Below are 24832 nucleotides of genomic sequence, written 5' to 3' on the forward strand. Positions count from 1 at the left end.
TCCTTTTCCCCTTATCCTATAGAAGACAATGGGCATTGATGTCGTTTTCGCCATTATCCTGGTGCTGGCCGTTTACAAAGGATACAACCGGGGTCTTATTGTTGCGGTCTTTTCATTTATAGCTGTCATACTGGGCCTGGCGGCAGCCTTAAAGCTGACCACAGTAGCAGCATTGTACGCACAACAACATTGGGACATTCACACACGCTGGCTTCCGGTGCTGTGTTTCATCATTCTTTTTGTAGGCGTGGTCTTCCTGGTCAGGTTCGGAGCAACACTCATTCAGACAATGGTTGAGGCGGCAATGATGGGCTGGCTGAACAAATTAGGTGGAATTTTATTATATAGTGCTATATTTATCATAGTTTACAGCATCCTTTTATGGATTGCAAATCAATTGTACTGGCTAAGTCCGGAGATCAAACTGCAATCAGTGGTTTATCCCTACATAGAACATCTGGGGCCTGCTGTGATCAACATTTTGGGCAAAGTTATTCCTGTATTTAAAGATATGTTCGAAAATCTGCAGTCATTTTTTGACAATGCAGCGAAGAAAATACAGGCTATATAGCTCGCTTCAAAGATTATTTGAATTAATAAAAAGAATTATTTTAGCGCAAAATTGACTTCAAGCTTTGGCAATGAATTACGAAATTAAAACACTGGGAAAGTTTAAGTTCATTGAGGAAGGAGAGGGTGAACCACTTGTGCTGTTGCATGGATTATTCGGTGCAATGAGCAATTTCGGTGGGTTGATAGATTACTTCCGTAATTACAATAAGGTAGTAGTTCCCCTTTTGCCCTTGTTTGATCTGAACATCCTTGATACTTCTGTGGCTGGTCTGGCTAAGTATGTGCATAAATTCATTGATGCAATGGGATATACCAACGTGCATCTGTTGGGAAACTCCCTGGGAGGTCATGTGGGCCTGGTTTATCTGCTTAAACATCCGGAAGCGCCTGTAAAGTCTTTATGTCTTACAGGAAGCTCAGGACTGTTTGAAAATGGAATGGGTGAAACATATCCCAAACGCGGTGATTATGAATACATCCGTAAGAAAACAGAGCTTACTTTCTATGATCCCGCTATGGCTACAAAGGAACTGGTAGATGAAGTATTTGACATCACTACCAACCGCCTTAAAGTTATCAAGATCATTACGCTGGCAAAATCTGCTATCAGGCACAACCTCGGTGAAGAACTGAGAGATATCAAAATACCTACACTGCTGGTATGGGGACTGAACGATACCGTTACACCTCCTATGGTAGGTGAGGAATTCAAAAAGCTCATCCCTAATTCAGAGCTGCACTTTATAGACAAATGCGGGCATGCACCTATGATGGAGCGTCCGGAAGAGTTCAACAAGATACTCCACCCATTCCTGGAGAAACTGAAATAACTGCTTTAGCTTTACCTGCTGCGAACACACATGATATTGGATGGTCTGCCATTGGCAGGCCATCTTTTTTAATTTACCACTGATCATATTCTCTGCATCCTATGTAACAAATCATCCGATCCTGGCGTTTCGTATATAAAGGGATGGGGCTTCTTTATTGCATAAATCTTGTACTGATCAAACCCGTTAGCGATTCTTTTCTTATTATTGTGTAACAATAGCACTAAAAAAAATGCTGGCACGAGATCTCATATCGACGGTTGTACCGGTCCTGCATCCACTGGACCCAGGATCGAGAGCACTGCGCCTGATGAATGAATATCATCTTCCGCAGCTGCCGCTGGTGCTTGAGAATAAGTATCTGGCATTGGTAGAAGAGGATGATATCCTGGACCTTGAAGATCCGGAAATATCCCTGGAGAACATGGAGTATAACGGTCCCAAACCTGCAATAGCAGAGAATGCACATTTCTACGACGCGGTTCGGGCATTCCATGAACTGAAGCTTTCAGTACTACCGGTTATCAGTCTTGAAAAAGAATACCTGGGCGTACTGACAAAAGACAGCCTGCTCGCTGCGCTGGCCCAGTACAACGGGGTGAAGGAACATGGAGGCGTACTGGCGCTGGACCTTGATCCGCGGGATTATAGCCTGAGTGAGATAGCGCGTATTGCAGAATCGAATGATGTAACACTGCTCAGCGTGAACACTATCACCAATCCTGTGTCCGGCAGGCTGGAAGTGCTGCTGAAAACCAACAGGCAGGAACTGCATGGACTGGTAGCTACTTTTGAGCGGTTCAATTATGTTATTAAATACACCATTACAGAAGAACAGGAAGAAGATCTTCTTAAGAAAAATTATGATCTGCTGATGAACTATATCAGCATGTAATAAATACTATTTTACCTAAAAGCGAAACGCATAATACTGATAAGGTTATGCGCTTCGCTTTTTTTATTACTTTAATGCCCCGGTAACCGGAAGCATCTGTCAGGGACAACTAAAAAATGGGAGTCAGAAAATATTTTTTCATAGCATACGTGGTATGTCTGTTTGTAGGGGTAATGCCCTGCGAAGGGCGCCAGTTGCCGTCAGATACTACTTCCAGACCCGCAGACAGTGCTTTTATTATAGTGAGGAATATTGTGGTCAAAGGCAATAAAAAGACACGCACCAATGTGATACTGCGTGAATTAGGTATGGCTCCGGGAGATACATTGCAGCTGCACGGCATTGCTGCACAGCTGGAAAACCGGCGCCGCAGGCTGCTCAATACCTCACTGTTCCTGACAGTAGGCATGAATATCAAGAACTGGGAAGGCAGGCATGCAGACCTGGTAATAGAGGTCTGGGAACGCTGGTATATCTTTCCCATTCCCATTTTCAGGCTGGCAGACCGTAACTTTAACCAGTGGTGGGTAGAGCAGGGCCGCAGCCTGGACCGTGTGAACCTGGGGGTACGGTTTATCCAGAATAATATGACAGGGCGGAATGACGAGGTAAAAGCAGAATTACAGATAGGATATACTCAACGCGTAGCCTTGTTTTATGATCTGCCTTACATAGACAGAACTTTCCGGCATGGCGTAGGTCTGATCTTTGCCTATAGCCGTAATCGTGAATTGAACGATAGTACTTTTAACAATAAACAGGTCTTTTTCCGCCAGGACCAATTCATCCGTCAGACGTGGACTGCCGGGCTGAGTTACAGTTACCGCAAGGCCATCAATACACGGCATCAGGTGTTTCTGACCTATAATTATGAAAAGGTGAATGATTCTGTAAGTCATCATAACCCGGATTACCTGGGCGATGGCCGTCAGAGGGTCAGCTACCTGAACCTGTTGTACCGGATGAGCTATACCAATACAGACAGCTGGATGTATCCGCTGAAGGGAATGTTGTTCCAGGCAGAGGCAGAGAAAATGGGAATAGGCCCGCTTTCTGATTTCGATCATGTGCGTTTCAAATTAAGGATAGCCCAGTACTGGACGCTGTACCCTAAAACTTACGCTGCACTTGGATTGAGAGCGCAGGTAAAGACGCCGGCCAATCAGCCGTATGCCAATCAGAAGGCTATCGGTTACCAGGAAGATTACCTGCGGGGCCTGGAATATTATGTTGTGGACGGAACAAGCTTTTTTATTGCCAAGTCCACTTTAAGGAAACAGGTATATGAGTTTAACATACATATGCCTTTACTGCCTGAAAGAGTAAGCACTATACCTATCCGCCTGCTGGCAAAGGTTTACGGAGACGGCGGGTATGCCTATAGCAAGCGCTATGGTTACGGTATGCTGAATAACAGGTTCCTTTATACAGGTGGTATTGGAGTGGATATCGTTACTTATTTTGATTCCTGTCTGCGGATTGAGTACAGTATAAATCAGTTAGGTCAAAAAGGGTTATTTTTACACACTAAACTGGATATGTAATGAGCCGCAGCCTCAATTGCGGCACTATCAAGCACAGATTATGCAAATTGCTATTTACAGCCGTGGATTTGTTAAAGAAGACCTGCCTATTATCCAGTTACTGCTCGATGAACTGGAAAGGGCAGAAATCAATGCGATCATTTATGCACCTTTTAGCGAATCACTGCAACCATATATAAGGTTCAGCAAGCCGCTGGTCACTTTTTCCTGTGCAGAAGACCTGTACGGAAAGGCGGATATCCTTGTAAGCCTGGGCGGAGACGGAACTTTACTGGATACCGTATGTTATGTACGGGATAAGAACATCCCGGTGCTGGGCATTAACTTTGGCCGGCTGGGATTCCTGGCCAGTATCGGTAAGGATGCTATCAATGCTGCCGTGCAGGCACTGAAACAGCGGACTTACGTAGCAGATAAAAGGTCCCTGCTGCACCTGGATTCCAACGTAGGGCTTTTCGGGGAAGTGCCTTACGCGCTGAATGACTTTACCATTCACAAGAAGGATACTTCCGCCATGGTAAAGATCCATACGTACCTGAACGGGGAATTCCTTAACACCTACTGGGCAGATGGCCTGATCGTATCTACCCCTACAGGATCCACGGGATACTCACTGAGCTGTGGAGGCCCGGTAGTGTTTCCTGAAGCAGGAAGTTTTGTAATTACACCGGTAGCTCCGCATAATCTGAACGTCCGGCCCGTTATTATACCAGACAACCATGTTCTTTCTTTTGAAGTGGAAGGAAGGAGCGATCAGTTTCTATGTACCCTGGACTCCCGTATGGAAACTATAGATAGTACAGTGCAACTGGCTATTAAGAAAGAAGAGTTCAGTATCAGTCTTGTACGTCTTGACGATAGTAATTTTCTACATACCTTGCGGAATAAGTTACTGTGGGGAATAGATGCAAGGAATGCATTAAAGTAACTACCTCCGGATCCGGATATCCCGGTATCGATTCATAACCTGGCGCAGCTGAGACATTACTCTATTTTATAGAGTATATTAGAAAAAATTATTACATTTGATTCCTTTTTAATACCAAAAGCAGGAAATACCGCGTTTAAAAGGAATTATCGGTTTAAGCAGAAGCGTTCGATCTATGAGCATACCTTTCTTTTACTCCAAGCGTTTCATAACGTCCGGCATCATAGCAGTGATATCCCTGTTCCTGACGCCTGCTTTTGCTCAGAATGAGCTGTCCTATACAGGTGAACTGGGTGTTTCCGTTGGTGCGGCACACTATTTCGGGGATCTGAACACCCGGGGGGCGCTCAATGCTCCAAAACCGGCAGTAGGTATCTATTACCGGAAGTACATGAATGACTATGTAGGGGTAAGGGCGCATTTCCGGTATCTGCAGCTGGGGTATTCTGATACTTACAACACGAACGAATTCCAGCATCGCCGGAACCTGAGTTTTAATACCAATGTTTTTGAACTGGGCCTGCAGGGAGACTTTAACTTCTTCCGTTTTGAGCCGGGTTCCAGGTATTACCGTTTCACCCCTTATTTTACAGGTGGTGGCTCTCTCTTTTATTTCAATCCCTATGCTTACCTGAACGGAGTGAAGTACAACCTGCAGCCTTTGCGTACAGAGGGGCAGGGCAGTGCCATGTACCCTGACCGTAAGCCATACAGCCTGATGGCCTTTGCCTTTACCCTGGGCGGAGGTTTCAAATACAATCTAAGCAGGAAAGTGAATGTGGGACTGGAGGCATTATACCGTTTTGCACAAACCGATTACCTGGATGATGTGAGCACTACTTACGCCGGAACAGCGGTTTTCCCTCCTGATGCTGAAGGAAACCCGTCAGCAGCTTACCTTCTGCAGGACCGTTCCTATGCCACCGGCGACAGGATAGGCGTAGCCGGAAGACAAAGGGGAAACAGCCGGGATAAAGATCAGTTTGTTACCGTTGAACTGACTATCAGTATTTTATTCACCTCTTATAGATGTAAATTCTGATTCGGTAGCCATAACATGCCTATTGGCAGTTTATTATTGGCAATTGGTCTATTTCAGAAACTTTCTAACACTTCTTTTTTGCGGAAAACAGCCAACAGTAAAGGATTTGGCTGTTAAAACTACGTTAAAACCCCCTATCGCCCTTTGCCGGGAAAGGCATATATCTATTTTTGTATCTTTGCAAACTTTACAAAATCTGCATCTATATATAATCCGCCGGAGATACTCATGAGTTTGAAGGACAAATTGGACTTACAACGCTTGCCACGACACATTGCCATCATTATGGACGGGAATGGCCGTTGGGCGAAGGAGCGTGGCCAGGACCGGCTTTTTGGGCACCATGAAGGTGTTGAAAGCGTCCGTAATATTACAGAGGCCTGCGCAGAACTGGGTATCGGGTATTTAACCTTATATGCCTTTTCTACTGAAAACTGGGACCGCCCCGTTTATGAAGTGAACGGTATTATGGAATTGCTCGTAAATACTATCCGTAACGAAGTAAGTACCCTTTCCAAAAATAATATCCGCCTGCATGTGATAGGGGACATGAACATGCTGCCGGAGCAATGTCAGAAGGAAATGGAGGAGGCCATGGCCCTTACAAGCGGGAACACAGGTCTGAACCTGGTAATGGCGCTTAGCTATAGTGCACGCTGGGAGATCGTAAATGCAGCAAAGAATATAGCCCGGGATGTAAAAGACGGTAAACTGGCCCCTGAAGAAGTAACCCCGGAAAAGTGGCAGCAATATCTGTGCACAGCCACACTGCCTGATCCGGAACTGATGATCAGGACAAGCGGAGAATGCAGGATCAGTAACTTCCTCCTATACCAGCTGGCTTACGCGGAACTTTACTTTACAGATACCCGCTGGCCGGATTTCCGCAAAGAACACCTTTACGAAGCCATCTTAAACTTTCAGAACCGAGAACGGCGCTTTGGCAAAACAAGCGAACAAATACAGCAGAATGAAGAAATTATTTCCTAAGAGCCTACTGGCCATAGTTTTATGTTGCAGTGCCGGCATTCGTGTGTCCGCTCAAGCCGCGGATACCATACCCCCTGCACCAACTCCTGACCAGCAACCCGTAGGATTGAGCTTACCAATGGGAAATGCACAACCGCAGCCATATGAAATTGCTGATATCACAGTGGCCGGTACGCAATACCTGGATAAAGCACTGCTTATTTCCCTGTCAGGCCTGAACGTAGGCGACAAGGTAGTATACCCCGGTGGCGACCAGTTCGCAAAAGCTATTCAAAGCCTCTGGGGACAGCGTTTGTTCGCGAATGTTGCTATTTATGTAACTAAAATACAGGATGGGAAGATCTGGCTGGAAATTGACCTGCAGGAACGCCCCCGCCTCAATAACTTCATTTTCAGAGGCGTTAAAAAGTCTGAAACAGAAGAACTGGTAAAGAAAGCCGCCCTGCGTAAAGGTACCGTGGTGACTGAAAGCCTGAAACAGAACGCTATCAGCATCATCACCAAATACTACGCAGATAAAGGCTACAGGAACGCTACCGTAACCGTGACTGAAAGAGCCGATACCTCCCAGGTGAACGCATCTGACGTAGTATTCACCATCCAGAAAGGTGGAAAGGTAAAGGTGAACGATATCTATATTGTTGGCAACGACAATATCAGCGATTCAAGGGTCAAGAAGAAAATGAAAGGTACAAAGGAACGTACCCGTATCACCATCTATCCTGATTCTGAACCGGTATATACAGATTCTGCAGAAGTGCATGATAATTACTGGAAAACCTTTGGTTTCCTGTATCCTTCCCGCACCCTGGAAGAACTGGACCCCTACTTCCGTTTTAAACTCTTCTCTTCAGCCAAGTTCAACGAAGGGAAGTACATGGAAGACAAAGAAAAAGTAATATCCTACTATAATACACAGGGTTACCGTGACGCGGTACTGGTAAGGGATACTACATACAAATCCCGTAACGGAGGCGTAAACGTAAGTATGCAGATAAGCGAAGGAAGGAAATATTATTTCGGGGATATTACCTGGAAAGGTAACTCCCGCTATAGCGATTCTGTCCTGACCCGCGTACTGGGTATCAAAAAAGGTGATACCTACAACCAGGAACTGATGCAGAAACGCCTGTTATCTTCCGAAGGTGGTGATATTGGCGGTATGTACATGGACTTCGGTTACCTGTTCTTCCACGCTGACCCCGTAGAGATCGGGATACACGGAGATACGATAGATTATGAGATCCGTATCTCTGAAGGTCCGCAGGCTACCATCAAGGAAGTACGTATAGCTGGTAACGAAAAGACCAACGAACACGTGATACGTCGTGAGCTGCGTACACTGCCCGGTGAGAAATTCTCCCGTACAGACCTGATCCGTTCCAACCGTGAAATTGCGAACCTTGGTTTCTTCAACCCTGAGAAGATAGGTATGGACCCCGTTCCGAATATCCAGGACGGTACTGTAGATATTAACTACACCGTTGAGGAAAAAGCGAACGACCAGCTGGAACTTTCTGCAGGCTGGGGTGGTTATATAGGCCTGACCGGTACACTGGGTGTAACGTTCAACAACTTCTCCCTGCGCAACATTTTCAGAAAAGAAACATGGGACCCCTTACCAAGTGGTGATGGCCAGAAATTATCCGTACGTGTGTCTTCCAATGGTAAGGCATACCGTTCCTATAACTTCTCCTTCACAGAACCCTGGCTGGGCGGTAAAAAGCGTAACCAGTTCTCTGTAAGCTTCTATAGCAGCTACCAGAACCCGAACGCTTACTCATCATATATATATGGTAGCACACTTTCCAACAATGCTTACTTTAAGGTACTGGGTGCTTCCGTATCGCTGGGTAAACAGCTGAAATGGCCGGATGACTATTTCACCCTGATCTACTCCCTGAACTATCAGCAGTATAAACTGAAGAACTATAACTATTTCAACATACCTGGTTTCTCTTCCGGTACTTCCAACAACATCAACCTGAAACTGACCCTGGCCCGTTCATCTGTTGACCAGCAGATCTTCCCAAGGAATGGTTCCAACTTTGTGTTGTCCGGACAGTTCACTCCGCCGTACTCCGTATTTAATCCCAACAGGGATTATAAGCTGGAGCCGATCAGTGACCAGTTTAATTTTATCGAGTTCCAGAAATACCGCTTCAACGCAGAATGGTATGTACCATTGTCTAAGCCACATGGCTCTGACAATAAGACCTTTGTGATGAAAGTGGCTGCTAAATTCGGTTACATAGGCCGTTATGACAACCGTACCACACTGTCTCCGTTTGGCCGTTTTGAGCTGGGTGGCGATGGTCTGAGTAACTTTGCGATCTATGATCGTGATATCATCTCCCAGAGAGGTTACCCGGTTTATTATACCTCCGATCCGAGGATGAATGCTGAAACAGGTCAGCCTTCCGGTTATGAAGGTTTTACAGTGTTCAACAAATACGTGATGGAATTACGCTATCCGTTCAGCCTCAGCCCAAGCTCTACCATCTTTGGTCTGGCATTCATAGAAGCAGCTAACGGTTACCGGGACGTAAAAGATTATAATCCGTTCAGGTTACGCCGTTCTGCCGGTCTGGGTATGCGTTTCTACCTGCCTATGTTTGGTCTGCTTGGATTTGACTATGGTATTGGTTTTGACCGTCTTCAGTCAGGAAATGGCCTGAAAGATGCGGCTAAATTTACCTTCATGCTGGGCTTTGAGCCTGAATGATGTTAGTATAAATTTTAAATTATATATTGCGAATTCGAATGAAATATTCAAATTGGCAGGTAATTTGAAAAAAAAGGAACATTATGAAAAAAATATCCCTCATTGCCGTTCTGTTCTGTATGGGATTTACGGCCGTAGCGCAACGATACTGTGTAATAGATACGAAGTATATCCTGGACAATATTCCTGATTATAAGGAGGCTCAGGGGAAACTGGACGCAATAGCCGAGCAATGGCAGAAGGAAATTGACGCTAAGTTCCTGGAAGTAGATAAAATGTATAAATCCTACCAGGCAGAACAGGTGATGCTGACGGAAGAACTGAAGCATAAGCGTGAAGATGAGATCGTATCGAAAGAGAAAGAGGCGAAAGACCTGCAAAAGAAACGCTTTGGGTATGAAGGAGATCTGTTTAAGAAGAGGGAAGAACTGGTAAAGCCTATACAGGATAAGATCTATAATGCTATCCAGAAAATGGCCGCCGCGCGTATGTATGATTTCGTGCTGGACAAGTCAGGGGCAATGACCGTCATCTTCTCTGATCCTAAACTTGACAGGAGCGATGATATATTGAAATCATTGGGAGTAAAGAAAGCAAATACCGGAGAGTAATCTTTTAAACCATTTTATAACCTTAAGTTTTAGTATCTAAATTTTTTTAAACACAGACAACATCATGAAGAAGTATGTAATTATTGCTTTTGTGACAGTTTCAGGATTGTTCAGCGTAAATGCAATGGCTCAGTCCAAAGTTGGTCATATTAACGCACAAGCCCTGATAGAGGCTATGCCTGAGGCACAGACAGCGCAGAAGTCGCTGCAGCAGTATGCAGAGGAACTGGATAAAGATGGTAAAGGACTGATTGATGAATACCAGAAGAAACTGAAGGAATTTGATGAGAAAGCGGCTACAATGACTGATAACCTGAAGGAGATCAAAGGTAAAGAGATCCAGACTGCTCAGAAAAACATCCAGGACTACCAGGAGTCTGCTCAGCAGAAGATCGAAGCTAAACGCCAGGAAATCCTGAAGCCTATCTACGATAAAGCCCGTAAGGCAATTGAAGATGTAGCGAAAGAGAAAGGCTATGCTTACGTTATTGACAGCTCAGTAGGTGTTTTACTGGTATCTCCGGCCAGCGATGATCTGGCTCCTGCCGTAAAAACCAAACTGGGTATTAAATAATCCCTGACTGGAAAAGTATTTAAGCGCCCCGGCTATACCGCCGGGGTATTTTTTTTCAAAAACACTTTACTATTTGATATTTTTCCCTACCTTTGCCTTCCGTTTTAAAAACAGGATTCCGCAAAACGGGATAGTGTTTAGTATAGTACAGGTAAAAACAAAATATTAAAATGAAACGTACTTTTCAACCGCATAACAGACGCAGAAAGAGCGTTCATGGTTTTAGAAAGAGAATGGAAACTGCAAACGGCCGTAAAGTATTAGCTTCCCGCAGAGCTAAAGGACGTAAGAAATTAACAGTTTCTGACGAGCGCAAGCTTAAATAAGACCAGTCTTATATAACTGCGGCATAGCTATGCTATGCAGGCTTTGAGGCCGGATCTTGATAGGTTGGAATTGTATAGCATTGGGTTGATAAATCAGACTTGCCATAAAAACTTATTCTTTTACCAGAGAAGAAAGGTTAAAAAGCAGAAAACTCATTGAAACGCTTTTTCGGGAAGGAAAAGCGTTTTCTGTTTTTCCCTACCGCGTAATCTATATGCCGGTCAACCCGCCTGTGAACAAATATCCTGTACAGGCAGGTTTTAGCGTCTCTACACGGAAATTCCCACATGCGGTAGACCGTAACCGCGTAAAACGTCTTACCCGCGAATGCTGGCGCCTGCAGAAGCAGACGTTTTATGACGTCCTGCAGCAGCGCTCTCTGCAGCTGGCAGTATTCTTTATCTATACCGATAAGAAAATAGCCCCTTATACTACCCTGCACAGCAAAATTTCGGTAATTTTAAAGAGGTTAGAGAATGAGATAGCAAAAGGTGATCAATCGCTTTAAGCTGTTCCATCTTTTCAGCCGCGCGCAGCGCAGAAGAAAACGCCCCCGCAAAAATCACTTTTACCGAAGGCGAAAGCGATTTTTGCGGCAAACAGCAATCATGAAAATACTCAGTTATCCGTTCATATGGCTCATCAGGATATACCAATGGGGCATATCCCCCCTGTTAGGCAGTAAATGCAGGTATACACCCACCTGTTCCCAATACGGCGTGGAAGCCCTGCAGAAATACGGGCTGCTGAAAGGTGGTTACCTGACTATCAGGAGAATACTTTCCTGTCATCCCTGGGGCGGTCATGGACATGACCCGGTACCCTGATCTCAGACTGGGTTTTAACAATTTATATGTAATAGATTATGTAAATTTCACACCTCAACTAACACTCACCTATGCGTGCATTTTTTCAAAGAAAGAGAAGGATGGTGATTGTCCTGGTACTGCTGCTGGCAGGAGGCATGAGCATCATGGCCTATACCGAAAAGGACAAATACTTTGAGATAGCCAAGAACCTTGACATTTTTGCCGCTTTTTACCGGGAACTGAATACCTATTATGTAGATGATCTTCCCCCCGAAAAACTCATGCATAAAGGCATAGATGCCATGCTGGAGGAAACAGATCCCTACACAGACTTTATACCCGAAGAGAACCTTGACGAACTGAAATTCATGGCTACCGGCAAATATGGCGGCGTTGGCGTATCTGTTAACACAGACAGCGAGCGTACTGTAATTGCAGACGTTTATGAAGGCAGTCCCATAGATAAAGCAGGCATAAAGCCAGGAGATATCATCGTATCACTGGACGGGAAAAATGCCAAAGGCATGGACCAGGATGATATCAGCCGGTTGCTGAAAGGCGCCCCGGGATCATCGCTTGACCTGGTAGTGAAAAATCCTGTATCAGGGGTGGAGACCGCCAAAAAGATCATCAGGGAAGAAATAAACGTGCGTTCCGTAAGCTTCTCCGGTATTGCCGGTAATGATATCGGTTATATCCGGATGACACAGTTCACCGAAAACAGCGGGGAACTGGTACAGAGCGCTTATGAAGAACTGAAAAAGAAATACCCGGCCATGAAAGGGGTGATCCTTGATCTGAGAGGAAATCCCGGCGGACTGCTGGACGAAGCCGTTGTTGTGGCCAATATCTTTGTTGATAAGAACAAAGTGATTGTCAGCACCAAAGGCAAGGTAAAAAGCTGGGACCGTGAATACAAGACCGAAGAACCGGCAGTAGACGCACATGTACCACTGGTGGTGCTAACCAACAGGTCTTCCGCATCTGCAGCCGAAATAGTGGCAGGAGCCATCCAGGACCTTGACAGGGGAGTAATTATCGGACAGCGCTCATTCGGTAAAGGATTGGTGCAGACTACCCGTCCGTTGCCCTATAATGCAAAACTGAAAGTAACTACCGCCAAATATTATACACCCAGCGGCCGCTGTATCCAGGCAATAGATTATTCCCACAGGAATGACGACGGAGAAGTGGAATCCGTACCTGATTCATTACGCCGCTCATTCACTACTGCCGCAGGCCGTAAAGTAAGAGACGGTGGCGGAATAGAGCCTGATGATAATATAGACCCTACTATACTTAGCCAGGTAGCCGTTACCTTGCTGCGGAAACAGTATATCTTCGATTATGCCACACAGTACTATTATGCACATAAGAACATAGCTCCCGCAGGTACTTTCTCTTTAAGTGAAGATGATTTCTCTGATTTCCTGCGCTATCTCGATGGCAGGAATTATAATTATAAAACCCGCACGGAAGAAGCGTTGGAAGGCTTCCAATCTACCGCCCGCCGGGAGAAATATTATGACGCAGTAGCAAAGGAATTTGAGGCGCTGCAGCAGAAACTGAAACATGATAAGAAACAGGACCTGCTGAAGAATAAGGCAGAGATCAAAAGACTGCTGGAAGAAGAGATAGTGAACCGCTACTATATGCAGAAAGGAAGGATAGCACAATCACTTATTAATGATAATGAGGTGAACGAGGCCATTGCTGTATTACACAAGCCGGAACGCTATCAGGAATTCTTGCGATAGTATTCTGCCGGTGCAGGCCGGATCTGTTTATACTCAAAAAAAACGCTTTTGCCTCAGGCAAAAGCGTTTTTTTTGAGTATGGCATTATGATTTCCCGCATTTTAATTATAAATTAAAGTCCTTCACAGAACTCACGTTATTGTAAACATAAATAAAGACAAGTATGCCGGAAAATTCTAATAACAATTCACGCCGGGGGTTTATCTCCAAAGTGGCTAAAGGAGTAGTGGGCGCTTCACTGTTCCCAACTATTATTACCGCAGCTGACAGGCAGAGAAACCTTCGTTCACTATCGCGTACAAACGAAAAGTACAGCGCTAATGATCAGATACAGATTGCACTGATAGGTGCAGGTGGTATGGGTACTGCAGATGCCAACACCGCTATTACCGTACCTGGCGCAAAGCTGGTAGCAGCCTGTGATCTGTATGACGGGCGGCTGGCAGATGCAAGGAAGAAATGGGGCAATGATATCTTCACTACACGGGATTACCGGCAGATACTTGACAGGAAAGATATTGATGCAGTGATCATCGCTACGCCTGATTTCTGGCATAAAGAGATCTCTGTGGAGGCTATGAACAAAGGCAAATCCGTTTACTGTGAAAAGCCGATGGTTCATGACATCACAGAAGGGCCTGCAGTAGTGGAAGCCCAGCAGAAGAACAGCGGTAAAGTAGTATACCAGGTAGGCAGCCAGGGAATGAGCTCTCTTGGCAATGAAAAAGCTAAGCAGTTGCTTAAGGAAGGCGCTATCGGTAAACTCAATTATGCAGAAGGTTTCTGGGCGCGTATGTCGCCTTTCGGTGCATGGCAGTATCCTATTCCTGCCGATGCTTCTGTAAAAACAGTGGATTGGGATGCTTACCTGGCGCATGCCCCCAAAAGGGATTTTGATCCGTTAAGGTTCTTCCGCTGGCGTAATTACAGGGACTATGGCACCGGCGTGTCAGGCGATCTGTTCGTTCACCTCTTCTCCAGCCTGCACTTTGTAACAGGATCTATAGGGCCTGAAAAAGTGATGGCTACAGGTGGTCTGCGTTACTGGAAAGACGGAAGGGAAGTGCCTGATATAATGCTGGGCATGTTCGATTACCCGGAAACAGAGATACATCCTGCATTTAACCTCTCATTGCGTGTCAACTTTGTAGATGGTACAGGTGGTACCAACTACCTGCGCATGGTAGGAAGTGAGGGCTCTATGACGGTGGAGTGGGATAAAGTAACGCTCTTCCGTAACAAGACCTATGCTGCCACAGACGATCCTTTGCTGCAGGGCAAGAAAGATGTGGACAACGGAAAACAATATGTGTATGACCGTAAAGAAATGCTGCCTCCCGATAAGCTGGAATATGTAGCAGAAGAGGGATATAAAGGCGCGCATTTCGACCATTTCTACAACCTGTTCAAGGCAATGCGTACAGGCGGAAAGGTAAGTGAAGATGCCCTGTTCGGCTATCGTGCAGCTGCACCGGCACTCCTTTGTAACGACAGCTATTTTAGCAACAAGATCGTTCAGTGGGACCCAAAGAACCTGAAAGTGATCAACAAATAATAGTATTCTTATAAAGAAAAAGCCCGGTCACTGACCGGGCTTTTTCTTTATACAATATGATCTGTTACATTACAGGGCAGCTTCATAATGTTTGCTAACTGCAGGCCAGTTAACAACATTCCAGAAAGCCTTCAGGTATTCCGGACGGCGGTTCTGGTATTTCAGGTAGTAAGCATGTTCCCATACGTCAACGCCCAGTACAGGAGTACCTTTTACTTCTGCCACGTCCATCAGGGGATTATCCTGGTTAGGGGTAGAAGTGATCTCCAGTTTACCGTCTTTTACTATCAGCCATGCCCAACCGGAGCCGAAGCGGGTTGCGCCTGCAGCAGCAAATTTCTCTTTAAATTCTTCAAAAGAACCGAAAGTGCTTTTAATAGCATCAGCCAGTTTGCCGGTAGGCTCGCCTCCTGCGTTAGGAGCAAGGATCTGCCAGAAGAAGCTGTGGTTCCAGTGACCGCCACCATTATTTCTCACTGCCGGGCTGATCTTGCCGGCAGAAGCTACTAATTCCTCCAGGGATTTATTTTCATTCTCAGTACCTGCGATAGCTTTGTTCAGGTTGTCAACATAAGCCTGGTGGTGCTTACCGTGGTGAATCTCCATTGTCAGTTTATCAAAGTGCGGCTCTAATGCATCATGTGGGTACGGTAAACTCGGAAGTGTGAATGCCATAACTATATGTTTTTGTGTTAATGAATATGAGTTTGAAAAGAGTTTTCAAATTTACTGCCTAATAGTTTAAATATCAAAACAGCTCTAACGGGTAGTTACTCTACTCCGGTATAGGTACTTCCGCCCAATTCGCATACCAAAACTGTTGGATATATGCTTTTTTATTTTAAATTTACATTAAGTGTTGTAACAACATTTCTTATTGTGCCGGGCTACCGGGTCGTATAAACGTTGGAGTTACAATTACTGTTATCATTACCGCTGTTCTTTTATTTATAGGTTTTCAGCTATTGTTTGTATAAAACTTAAAGTATGTTGACAGACTCGGACATGGGCCGGAATGATTCCCTCAATGCCTTACAGAAGGACAATGAACGTTTGAAGACACAAATCCACCGGTTGGAAAATATCCTGAATCATGTGCCAGCAATGCTTTACACACATGAGAACAGTATTAAAACAGTGAACTGGTGTAACCGCTACATGGAAGATGTGACAGGTTACACAATGGCAGAAATGACTAACCTGGGATTGGAGTTCTTCCGGCAGGTGATGCACCCTGAAGATTTTGACCTCGCTGTAATTGCGCAGCAATCGTTCAGGGAGAACAGGAATGCATTTGGAGGGCTGTTAAGGTTTCGTAAACGGGGCGCCGAAGACTGGTGCTGGCTGGCCGGGATTGCTATTCCCTTTACAAGGGATGATCAGGGCGATGTAAAAGAAGTGATCTGCGCTTTTGTAGACCTCACCCTGGCAATGGACACAAATGATCAGCTGGCAGAAGCTATCAGGGATGTAATACGCCGGCAGAATAATGATCTGCTGGACAAGCTCACCAACAGGGAGAAGGATATTCTCAAACTGGCAGTGAAAGGATTAAATAACAAAGAGATAGCAGAGATATTGAGCCTGAGCCGGCATACCATAGAAACACACAGAAAGAATATACGGCTTAAACTGAAGGTCCGTAATACCACAGAGCTCGTTGCAATAGCCAGGAAGGCTGGTTATCAATAATATATATACAGTCTGCTGTCAACTGCCGGCAGTGAAGTACCAAAAATACCCAAGCTTGGGTATTGGCACGGCAAACAAAGCAGACTAATTTAGTGACCCGATAATCGTGATGATTTTTTTTAAACGTTAGAAAGACTTTACCCCTATTTGCCATGATAACTGAGGAAAACGCACTTAGTATTTTGCAACTGGATGGTTCAGCTACAGCAGAAGAAATAGTTGCCCGGTATGAAATGCTGAAGATTCAATACAAGAAAATAAAGGATGAAACAGGAGATCTGAAGACGCGGTTGGCTTATCAGTTGAAGCAGATTGAACTCGACGACGTATACATCTATTTCAGAAAACAACAGAGAATATAAAGCTTTTGATAGTGTCTCAGTTAACCCGCCTGTGGCGGATAAGCTGTTTCCGGTAGAAAAGTTCAAGCCGATACACTACCCGATTTTTGATTTTCATTCGTTGTGTTTAGCCCCGGCTTTCATCCGTTGTTTGTACTATTTTGATCTGCAACTTTCTCTCCTGAAGTAATTTCTGTATTAGCGCCGTTTATTATATATTTATACCCATAAAATCCTATCTATGGGTACTATATACATTGTTTTAGCTGTACTGGCGTTCCTCATTATTTTCACGAGCTTCGTGACCGTACAGCAGGGCACCATTGGTGTAACCACCATTTTCGGAAAATATAACCGCGTGTTATTCCCCGGACTGAACTTTAAGATTCCCCTGATCGAGAAAGTATTCAAACGTATTTCCATCCAGAACCGCTCTGTGGAACTGGAATTCCAGGCTATTACAGTAGATCAGGCCAATGTTTATTTCAAGGCCATGCTGCTGTATTCTGTATGGAACCAGGAAGAAGAGACTATTAAGAACGTAGCCTTCAAGTTTATGGATGAACGTAGCTTCATGCAGGCGCTGGTACGTACCATTGAAGGCTCTATCAGGGGGTTCGTGGCTATCAAAAAGCAATCTGAAGTGCTGGGGCTGCGCCGTGATATTACCGAGCACGTAAAAGAGCAGATAGACAAGACCCTGGAAGACTGGGGCTATCATTTGCAGGACCTGCAGATGAACGACATCACTTTTGATGACGCCATCATGAAGTCCATGGCCCAGGTGGTGGCTTCCAATAACCTGAAGGCAGCTGCAGAGAATGAAGGTCAGGCATTGCTGATCACCAAGACCAAAGCGGCGGAAGCTGATGGTAACGCTATCAAGATAGCCGCGGAAGCAGAGCGTCAGGCAGCCCAGCTGCGGGGTATGGGCGTGGCGCTGTTCCGTGAGGAAGTGGCCAAAGGTATGACCATGGCGGCTAAAGAAATGCAGCAGGCCAACCTGGACACTTCGGTGATCCTCTTCTCCATGTGGACGGAAGCCATCAAGCATTTTGCAGAGAATTCAAAAGGGAATGTGATCTTCCTGGATGGTTCTTCAGAAGGAATGGAACATACCATGACACAGATGATGGGTATGAACAAACTGATGGAACAGAAAAATACCAAATAGAAAAAGGGGGCGTTCAGCCCCCTTTTTGTTATATCACCTTCTTTGTGCAAAGAACGTCTTCACCAGCTGCAGGCTCTCTTCTTCATAAGGGCCCTGTTCCAGTTTGGTTTTGGGATGAAAGGGCGATGTATTGCCGGTTGTTTTCCGGTAGCTGTTCTTTTCATCACGGGCTGCATATACGATACGCCCTATCTTACTCCAGTAAAGCGCTCCTGCGCACATCAGGCAGGGTTCCAGCGTTACATAAAGTGTTGCCTCCATCAGGTATTTGCTGCCAAGGTAGTTGAAGGCGGCTGTAAGGGCCAGCATTTCAGCATGGGCGGTACAATCATTCAGCTTTTCTACCTGGTTGCTCCCTTTGCCTATTATTTTGCCATTCAATACCACTACAGCGCCAACAGGCACCTCGCCTTCATCGAAAGCATTGCGCGCCTCACGGAGGGCCTGTTGCATGTAGTATTTATCGTCCATTATACTCTTTGCTATTGTTGATCTGCAGGGATCAGGTTCAGAAATTCATCTTCCGTCAGTATACGGATGGTGTTGATCTTTTTAGCTTTTTCCAGTTTACTGCCGGCATCATCGCCCACCACAAGGAAATTCAGCTTGCTGCTCACACCACTGAGTATCTTTCCTCCCTGTTGCTCTACCATTGCTTCAGCGTCACTGCGTTTCAGCTTATTGAGCGTTCCGGTAAAGAGGAAGGTCTGTCCGTCAAGACTGCCGCCGGAAGGATGATCTGCCCGGGTGCTTTTCAGGTTCAGCCCCAATGCCTCCAGGTGTACCAGCATCTCAATATTTTCTGGTGTGCTGAAGAACTGGCTGATGCTGCCAGCTACCTTCGGACCAATATCTTCCAGTGCCAGCAGTTGTTCTTCTGTCCAGTCTTTAAAGTCCAGCAGGTAAGGTACCGCATTGGCCAGTGTTTTAGCCGTGGTTTCTCCTACGTAGCGGATACCCAGGCCAAAGATGAGCCGGTGCAATGGCTGGGATTTGGATTGTTCTATGGCTGTTTGCAGATTGGTCAGGGATTTCTTGCCAAAACCTTCCAGTTGTTCCAGTTTAGACCAGTCCAGCTTATAGATGCCGGGAATGTCTTTCATAAAGCCCAGACCATAGAACTTGCGCACATTGCTTTCTCCCAGGCTGCGGATGTCCATGGCGTCTTTGCTTACAAAATGTATCATGCGTTCCACTACCTGCGCTTCGCAGTTAATGTTGATGCAGCGCCATACACTTTCCCCTTCCGGTTTATACAGCTGTTCTGCACATACAGGACAATGTGTCGGGAATACGATATCTTCTTCGCTGCCATCCCGCAGGTCTGCCACAGATTTTACGATGTACGGGATCACATCTCCGGCTCTTTCCACCAGCACTGTATCGCCGATCTTCAGGTCTTTTTCACGTACCACATCTTCATTGAAGAGGGATATGGAACCTACGGTCACCCCGCCAATGGGAACAGGATCTATTTTAGCTACGGGCGTTACTGACCCGGTACGTCCTACCTGGAACTCTACCTTTCTCAGCTTGCTGGTAGCCTGGCGGGCCTTGAACTTATAGGCTATGGCCCAGCGGGGATGGTGAGTGGTCATGCCCAGCTTATCCTGCAGAGCGTAGTCGTTCACTTTGATCACCATACCATCTATTTCATAAGGAAGGTTATCTCTTTCCTTTTCAAATTCCAGCACATAATCTATTACCGCCTGTATGCCTTTTACCACTTTCTTTTCTTTGGCAGGAGAGCGGAAACCGAGTTGTGTAAGGAGGTCCAGCGTATTACTGTGTGTCTGGATCTCTTTGGGCTCTGTCTTACCATCTTCCATGGTATGATAGCTCATATGATACAGAAAGGCTTCCAGTCCGCGTTTCGCTACTTCCCGCGGATCTACCATACGCAGAGAGCCGGAAGCGGCATTCCTCGGGTTGGCCAGCGGAGGCAGGTTATCGGCCACGCGCTGATCGTTATAGGCTTTGAAGGTATTTTTGTTGATCAGTACTTCACCACGTATTTCCATTGAATGGATGCCATGATCGGAGAATTTTGCGGAAAGGGGAATAGACCGGATCTGGCGGATGTTGGTAGTAATGTCCTCACCGGATACGCCATCGCCGCGGGTGGCGCCCCGGGTCAGGTGGTCATTCTCATATATAAGAGAGATACTGGCTCCGTCAAATTTGGGCTCAATACAGTATTCTATTTCGGGAAGACCGGAAATTTCCCGGGCTTTACGGTCCCAGTCGTTCAGATCGTCCGCATCATAAGAGTTTTCCAGGCTCAGCATAGGTACCAGGTGCTGTACTGTGGGAAAAGCTTTGGTAAGCCCCTGCGCTACGCGCTGTGTAGGAGAATCTGCGCTCACCTTGTCAGGATTGGCAGTTTCCAGTTCTTTCAGCCAGGCATACAACTGATCATATTCATAATCACTTAAGACGGGGTCACTTTGAACATAATAGCGCCAATCATTATATATGATAACACGACGCAGGTTTTCCAGGGTTTCATCCAGGTCTTGAATGCTTTCTTTTTGCTGCAATTTGCTTAACAAGTTCTTTGCTAATTGCAGTAAACTGATTTCTATTTCTTTCGTATACATAAAAAATTGCTATCTGGACGTAAAATACAAATTGTTTAATAGATGTCTGAAATTCTTTGCTGTGCTGTATTTGGGCCTAATTTCGATCTTTTTGAACTTATTAATTTCAAAAAAAGATGTTAAAAATGTTTTTTATTAACAAAAATTTAATTAAGATTGTGTAACGAAACGAAAGTATCTGAAAGGCCAGAATCTAAAATCGAATTTCTAAGAAGCAATGCTTCCTGGAAAGTCAAAAGAACGAAGAACAAGAAATATCTGATCATATTGCTTTTATATTATTCCATGTTAATGCTTTTATAATATTCCATGTTTTGCTTTTATAGTTCCATGTTAATGCTTTTATGTAATTCCATGTTAACTTATTAAGCCTTTATAAATTCCGCGTTTTATAAATTCCACGTAAAATTATTTTGTAATTCCACGTCAATGAAATCTGGCATCGTGTATTGCTGGTCTCGTGCGATTATTTTTTCTTCCCCTGCATAATTCAATTATGCAGGGGAATTTTGTTTTATGGACTTACATATTCCTTCGGTACTGTCCACCTACTTCATACAAGGCATGGGTGATCTGTCCAAGTGAACAATGCTTCACTGTTTCCATCAGCTCTGCAAACAGGTTCCCGTTCTCCATTGCCACTTCCTGCAACCGTTGTAATGCAGCTTCACCCCGCTGTGCATGCCGTTGCTGAAAAGCTGTCAGGGCATTGATCTGGAATTCCTTCTCCCCGGCGGTAGAGCGGATCACTTCCTGGGGTATAATAGTAGGAGAGCCGTTCTTGTTCAGGAATGTATTTACTCCTACAATAGGATACTGTCCGCTGTGTTTGAGAGATTCATAATGCAGGCTTTCTTCCTGGATCTTGTTACGCTGGTACATTCTCTCCATGGCGCCAAGCACGCCACCCCGTTCTGTAAGGCGGTTGAATTCTGCCAGTACGGCTTCCTCAACAAGGTCTGTCAGTTCCTCAATGAAGAAAGAGCCCTGTATGGGGTTTTCATTTTTGGCGGTACCCAGTTCCCTGTTAATGATCAGCTGAATGGCCATGGCCCTGCGCACGCTTTCTTCTGTGGGAGTGGTAATGGCCTCGTCATACGCATTGGTGTGAAGGGAATTACAGTTGTCATATATGGCATACAGCGCCTGCAGGGTGGTGCGTATATCATTGAAATCAATTTCCTGCGCATGGAGACTGCGGCCGGAAGTCTGAATATGGTATTTCAGTTTCTGGGAGCGGTCATTCCCTTTGTATTTGTATTTGATGGCTTTGGCCCAGATCCGTCTTGCTACGCGTCCTATTACGGCATATTCAGGGTCCATACCGTTGCTGAAGAAAAAGGAGAGGTTAGGTGCAAAATCATCAATGTGCATGCCTCTGCTCAGGTAGTATTCCACGTAGGTAAATCCATTGGCGAGAGTAAATGCCAGCTGGGTAATAGGATTGGCCCCGGCTTCTGCAATGTGGTAGCCGGAAATACTTACTGAGTAGAAGTTGCGTACTTTCTGTGTAATGAAATATTCCTGTACGTCGCCCATCAGTTTGAGGGCAAATTCTGTAGAGAAGATGCAGGTATTCTGTGCCTGGTCTTCTTTCAGGATATCTGCCTGTACAGTGCCGCGGGCAGTGCTCAGTGCATGGGCTTTGATCTTCTCATATACTTCTTTGTCCAGTACCTCATTGCCGGAAATGCCCAGTAGCTGTAAGCCCAGACCGTCATTGCCAACAGGAAGCTCTCCATTGTAATGAGGCAGCGGGTGATCTTTGAATTTCTCTTTTATGATAGCGTTCACTTTATCTGTCAGCCCGTTGTGTGCAATGTACTTTTCACATTGCTGATCTATGGCGGCGTTCATGAAGAAGGCCAGCAGGATGGGGGCCGGACCGTTGATGGTCATGGATACCGAAGTTTTAGGATCGCAAAGGTCAAAGCCGCTGTAAAGCTTTTTTGCATCATCTACTGTAGCGATGCTCACCCCGGAGTTGCCTACTTTACCATAGATATCCGGCCGGTGGGCCGGATCTTCCCCATAGAGGGTTACACTGTCGAAGGCGGTGCTGAGGCGTTTTGCCGGCTGATCGACCGATACATAGTGGAAACGCCTGTTGGTCCGTTCGGGGCCGCCTTCTCCGGCAAACATACGGGTGGGGTCTTCGCCTTCACGTTTGAGGGGGAAAACACCAGCAGCGTAGGGGAACTCGCCCGGCACATTTTCGGTGAGCTGCCAGCGGAGGATATCTCCCCAGTCCTTATACCGTGGCAGGCTGAGTTTGGGGATGGATAAGCCGGACAGGCTTTCGGCATACAATGGGAGTTTGATGACCTTATCTCTTACCCGGAACTCATATTGAGGCGCTGTATATTGTTGCTGAAGGGCAGGCCATTGGTCCAGCAGCTGCCGGCATTCCGGATGAAACTGTGAGCGTAGCTGGCTGGTTATATCTTTCAATGCCTGTTGCTGTGCAGGAGGGAGTGTGGCTGCTGCCCCTTCCAGTTGATACAACCTGGTGGCAATACTGCATTGTGCATCTACCCATTTTCCATAATCTGTAATGGCTTCTGTGATCTCTGCCAGGTAACGGGTACGTGATGGGGGGATGATCTGGGAGCGGGTGGTGGTGGCATCAGATGTTTCGTGTAATACGTCGCCAAAGCGGATGCCTGTTTTTGTTGCAATGGCAGACAGTATCTTTTCAAACAGCTGGTTAATACCATGATCATTGAACTGGGAGGCGATGGTGCCTATAACGGGCAGTTCTGCATCGGCAGTGCTCCACAGGGCATGGTTGCGTTTATATTGTTTGCGCACGTCATGCAGGGCGTCCAATGCGCCTGCCTTATCGAATTTATTGATAGCAATGATGTCTGCAAAGTCCAGCATGTTGATCTTTTCCAGCTGGGAAGCAGCGCCATATTCCGGCGTCATTACGTAGAGAGACACCTGGCAATGATCTGTAATGGCGGTATCGCTTTGTCCTATACCTGATGTTTCCAGGATGATAAGGTCAAAGCCGGCAATCTTACAGATATCTATAGCTTCCTGTATATGGGCGCTGACTGCTTTATCACTCTCCCTGGTGGCGAGAGAGCGCATATAGGCGCGGGGATGATGGATGGCGTTCATCCTGATACGGTCGCCCAGCAGAGCGCCGCCGGTCTTTTTCTTGGAAGGGTCTACTGAGATAACTGCAATGGTCTTTTCCTCAAAAGTGTGCAGGTAGCGGCGTACAATTTCATCTGTCACACTGCTTTTGCCTGCTCCGCCGGTACCGGTAATACCCAGTACAATGGAGGTGCTGTTCCCTGTTTGCAGCTGCTCTTTCAGCTGTCCGTTCTCTGCCACTGTAATGGCCCGGGCAATCAGTTCGGGACTGGAAAATTTCAGTCCGTTCAGGTTGGCGGGAGTGGGAAAGTTACACTGGTGGATCACGTCTTCTATCATGCCTTCCAGGCCCATGCGCCGGCCATCGTCAGGAGAGTAGAGACGGGTAATACCGTATTTATGCAGCTCTTCTATTTCGGCAGGGAGAATGGTGCCGCCACCGCCGCCGAATATTTTGATATGACCGCATCCTTTTTCATGGAGCAGGTCAAACATGTACCTGAAAAATTCAACATGCCCGCCCTGATAAGAGGTGATGGCAATACCCTGAGCGTCTTCCTGGATAGCGCAATCCACTATTTCTGCTGCAGAGCGGTTATGCCCCAGGTGGATCACCTCGGCGCCTTTGGATTGCATGATACGCCGCATGATGTTAATGGCCGCATCGTGACCATCAAAAAGAGAAGCTGCCGTTACTATACGGATCTTGTGAGTGCTGATATCAGTCATATTGTTCCGGTGTTTGATAGATATGGTGGCA

22 protein-coding genes are annotated in these 24832 nt (G+C 45.9%); 18 read left to right on the forward strand and 4 right to left on the reverse strand.

What is annotated here, in order from left to right:
* Nucleotides 1-28 precede the first annotated feature (28 nt).
* The 15 genes from GO493_RS03950 (at nt 29) to GO493_RS04020 (ending at nt 15160) form a co-directional block, all read left to right on the forward strand.
* Nucleotides 29-571, forward strand: a complete 543-nt coding sequence (locus tag GO493_RS03950) for a CvpA family protein (protein ID WP_157304796.1) — start codon at nt 29-31, stop codon at nt 569-571.
* Between the two features lie 70 nt (nt 572-641).
* A complete protein-coding gene (locus GO493_RS03955) occupies nt 642-1403 on the forward strand; it encodes an alpha/beta fold hydrolase (protein WP_157304797.1) in 762 nt (253 codons plus the stop codon).
* Between the two features lie 232 nt (nt 1404-1635).
* Nucleotides 1636-2298, forward strand: coding sequence for a CBS domain-containing protein (locus GO493_RS03960; protein ID WP_157304798.1), 663 nt, complete (start codon nt 1636-1638; stop codon nt 2296-2298).
* A 116-nt stretch (nt 2299-2414) separates the two neighbouring features.
* Nucleotides 2415-3842, forward strand: coding sequence for a BamA/TamA family outer membrane protein (locus GO493_RS03965; RefSeq protein ID WP_157304799.1), 1428 nt, complete (start codon nt 2415-2417; stop codon nt 3840-3842).
* Between the two features lie 40 nt (nt 3843-3882).
* Nucleotides 3883-4770, forward strand: a complete 888-nt coding sequence (locus GO493_RS03970) for an NAD kinase (RefSeq protein ID WP_157304800.1) — start codon at nt 3883-3885, stop codon at nt 4768-4770.
* A 175-nt stretch (nt 4771-4945) separates the two neighbouring features.
* Entirely contained in the window at nt 4946-5812 is an 867-nt protein-coding gene (gene porG / locus GO493_RS03975) for a type IX secretion system protein PorG (protein WP_157304801.1), read from the forward strand.
* 228 nt (nt 5813-6040) lie between these two features.
* On the forward strand, nt 6041-6802 hold the full coding sequence (locus GO493_RS03980; RefSeq protein ID WP_157304802.1) for an isoprenyl transferase: 762 nt from the start codon (nt 6041-6043) through the stop codon (nt 6800-6802).
* Complete coding sequence (locus tag GO493_RS03985) at nt 6783-9527, forward strand: BamA/OMP85 family outer membrane protein (RefSeq protein ID WP_157304803.1); 2745 nt, start codon at nt 6783-6785, stop codon at nt 9525-9527. Before GO493_RS03980 ends, GO493_RS03985 begins: the two co-directional genes overlap by 20 nt.
* An 83-nt stretch (nt 9528-9610) precedes the next feature.
* On the forward strand, nt 9611-10138 hold the full coding sequence (locus GO493_RS03990) for an OmpH family outer membrane protein (protein ID WP_157304804.1): 528 nt from the start codon (nt 9611-9613) through the stop codon (nt 10136-10138).
* A 64-nt stretch (nt 10139-10202) separates the two neighbouring features.
* Nucleotides 10203-10712, forward strand: a complete 510-nt coding sequence (locus tag GO493_RS03995; RefSeq protein ID WP_157304805.1) for an OmpH family outer membrane protein — start codon at nt 10203-10205, stop codon at nt 10710-10712.
* Nucleotides 10713-10882: 170 nt separating this feature from the next.
* Complete coding sequence (gene rpmH / locus GO493_RS04000; protein ID WP_012788729.1) at nt 10883-11038, forward strand: 50S ribosomal protein L34; 156 nt, start codon at nt 10883-10885, stop codon at nt 11036-11038.
* Nucleotides 11039-11142: 104 nt separating this feature from the next.
* Nucleotides 11143-11547 (forward strand): ribonuclease P protein component, encoded by a 405-nt coding sequence (locus tag GO493_RS04005; protein ID WP_317165404.1) that lies wholly within the window; start codon nt 11143-11145, stop codon nt 11545-11547.
* Nucleotides 11548-11647: 100 nt separating this feature from the next.
* Nucleotides 11648-11866 carry a membrane protein insertion efficiency factor YidD gene (gene yidD / locus GO493_RS04010; RefSeq protein WP_157304806.1) on the forward strand — a complete coding sequence of 73 codons (219 nt, stop codon included), beginning with the start codon at nt 11648-11650 and terminating at the stop codon, nt 11864-11866.
* Nucleotides 11867-11937: 71 nt separating this feature from the next.
* Complete coding sequence (locus GO493_RS04015; RefSeq protein ID WP_157304807.1) at nt 11938-13605, forward strand: S41 family peptidase; 1668 nt, start codon at nt 11938-11940, stop codon at nt 13603-13605.
* Nucleotides 13606-13768: 163 nt separating this feature from the next.
* Nucleotides 13769-15160: a Gfo/Idh/MocA family protein gene (locus GO493_RS04020; protein ID WP_157304808.1), complete on the forward strand. Its 1392-nt coding sequence runs from the start codon at nt 13769-13771 to the stop codon at nt 15158-15160.
* Nucleotides 15161-15229: 69 nt separating this feature from the next.
* Here the strand turns inward: GO493_RS04020 and GO493_RS04025 are convergent, their stop codons facing one another.
* Nucleotides 15230-15835, reverse strand: a complete 606-nt coding sequence (locus tag GO493_RS04025; RefSeq protein ID WP_157304809.1) for a superoxide dismutase — start codon at nt 15833-15835, stop codon at nt 15230-15232.
* A 312-nt stretch (nt 15836-16147) separates the two neighbouring features.
* On the opposite strand from GO493_RS04025, the gene GO493_RS04030 reads away from it, so the two are divergent.
* From GO493_RS04030 to GO493_RS04040, 3 genes are all read left to right on the forward strand, one after another.
* Nucleotides 16148-16852: a LuxR C-terminal-related transcriptional regulator gene (locus GO493_RS04030; protein ID WP_157304810.1), complete on the forward strand. Its 705-nt coding sequence runs from the start codon at nt 16148-16150 to the stop codon at nt 16850-16852.
* 152 nt (nt 16853-17004) lie between these two features.
* Complete coding sequence (locus tag GO493_RS04035) at nt 17005-17214, forward strand: hypothetical protein (protein WP_157304811.1); 210 nt, start codon at nt 17005-17007, stop codon at nt 17212-17214.
* A gap of 220 nt (nt 17215-17434) precedes the next feature.
* Entirely contained in the window at nt 17435-18367 is a 933-nt protein-coding gene (locus tag GO493_RS04040) for an SPFH domain-containing protein (RefSeq protein ID WP_157304812.1), read from the forward strand.
* A 33-nt stretch (nt 18368-18400) separates the two neighbouring features.
* Here GO493_RS04040 and GO493_RS04045 read toward each other — a convergent pair whose 3' ends face one another.
* From GO493_RS04045 to GO493_RS04055, 3 genes are all read right to left on the reverse strand, one after another.
* A complete protein-coding gene (locus GO493_RS04045) occupies nt 18401-18838 on the reverse strand; it encodes a nucleoside deaminase (RefSeq protein ID WP_157304813.1) in 438 nt (145 codons plus the stop codon).
* Between the two features lie 11 nt (nt 18839-18849).
* Nucleotides 18850-20967: an NAD-dependent DNA ligase LigA gene (gene ligA, locus GO493_RS04050; RefSeq protein WP_157304814.1), complete on the reverse strand. Its 2118-nt coding sequence runs from the start codon at nt 20965-20967 to the stop codon at nt 18850-18852.
* Nucleotides 20968-21489: 522 nt separating this feature from the next.
* Nucleotides 21490-24801, reverse strand: coding sequence for a methylmalonyl-CoA mutase family protein (locus tag GO493_RS04055; protein WP_157304815.1), 3312 nt, complete (start codon nt 24799-24801; stop codon nt 21490-21492).
* Between the last annotated feature and the right edge of the window lie 31 nt (nt 24802-24832).

The sequence above is a fragment of the Chitinophaga tropicalis genome, assembly GCF_009758205.1.
Taxonomy (GTDB): Bacteria; Bacteroidota; Bacteroidia; order Chitinophagales; family Chitinophagaceae; genus Chitinophaga; species Chitinophaga tropicalis.

Excerpts from the sequence above, each read along its gene's own strand:
- porG (WP_157304801.1), top strand. The coding sequence starts at position 4,946 with ATGAGCATACCTTTCTTTTACTCCAAGCGTTTCATAACGTCCGGCATC.
- GO493_RS03970 (WP_157304800.1), top strand. The coding sequence starts at position 3,883 with ATGCAAATTGCTATTTACAGCCGTGGATTTGTTAAAGAAGACCTGCCT.
- GO493_RS04020 (WP_157304808.1), top strand. The coding sequence starts at position 13,769 with ATGCCGGAAAATTCTAATAACAATTCACGCCGGGGGTTTATCTCCAAA.
- ligA (WP_157304814.1), bottom strand. The coding sequence starts at position 20,967 with ATGTATACGAAAGAAATAGAAATCAGTTTACTGCAATTAGCAAAGAAC.
- GO493_RS03955 (WP_157304797.1), top strand. The coding sequence starts at position 642 with ATGAATTACGAAATTAAAACACTGGGAAAGTTTAAGTTCATTGAGGAA.
- GO493_RS04025 (WP_157304809.1), bottom strand. The coding sequence starts at position 15,835 with ATGGCATTCACACTTCCGAGTTTACCGTACCCACATGATGCATTAGAG.
- GO493_RS03960 (WP_157304798.1), top strand. The coding sequence starts at position 1,636 with ATGCTGGCACGAGATCTCATATCGACGGTTGTACCGGTCCTGCATCCA.
- yidD (WP_157304806.1), top strand. The coding sequence starts at position 11,648 with ATGAAAATACTCAGTTATCCGTTCATATGGCTCATCAGGATATACCAA.
- GO493_RS04055 (WP_157304815.1), bottom strand. The coding sequence starts at position 24,801 with ATGACTGATATCAGCACTCACAAGATCCGTATAGTAACGGCAGCTTCT.
- GO493_RS03995 (WP_157304805.1), top strand. The coding sequence starts at position 10,203 with ATGAAGAAGTATGTAATTATTGCTTTTGTGACAGTTTCAGGATTGTTC.
- GO493_RS04040 (WP_157304812.1), top strand. The coding sequence starts at position 17,435 with ATGGGTACTATATACATTGTTTTAGCTGTACTGGCGTTCCTCATTATT.
- GO493_RS04030 (WP_157304810.1), top strand. The coding sequence starts at position 16,148 with ATGTTGACAGACTCGGACATGGGCCGGAATGATTCCCTCAATGCCTTA.
- GO493_RS03965 (WP_157304799.1), top strand. The coding sequence starts at position 2,415 with ATGGGAGTCAGAAAATATTTTTTCATAGCATACGTGGTATGTCTGTTT.
- GO493_RS03950 (WP_157304796.1), top strand. The coding sequence starts at position 29 with ATGGGCATTGATGTCGTTTTCGCCATTATCCTGGTGCTGGCCGTTTAC.
- GO493_RS04015 (WP_157304807.1), top strand. The coding sequence starts at position 11,938 with ATGCGTGCATTTTTTCAAAGAAAGAGAAGGATGGTGATTGTCCTGGTA.
- rpmH (WP_012788729.1), top strand. The coding sequence starts at position 10,883 with ATGAAACGTACTTTTCAACCGCATAACAGACGCAGAAAGAGCGTTCAT.
- GO493_RS03985 (WP_157304803.1), top strand. The coding sequence starts at position 6,783 with ATGAAGAAATTATTTCCTAAGAGCCTACTGGCCATAGTTTTATGTTGC.
- GO493_RS03990 (WP_157304804.1), top strand. The coding sequence starts at position 9,611 with ATGAAAAAAATATCCCTCATTGCCGTTCTGTTCTGTATGGGATTTACG.
- GO493_RS03980 (WP_157304802.1), top strand. The coding sequence starts at position 6,041 with ATGAGTTTGAAGGACAAATTGGACTTACAACGCTTGCCACGACACATT.
- GO493_RS04035 (WP_157304811.1), top strand. The coding sequence starts at position 17,005 with ATGATAACTGAGGAAAACGCACTTAGTATTTTGCAACTGGATGGTTCA.
- GO493_RS04045 (WP_157304813.1), bottom strand. The coding sequence starts at position 18,838 with ATGGACGATAAATACTACATGCAACAGGCCCTCCGTGAGGCGCGCAAT.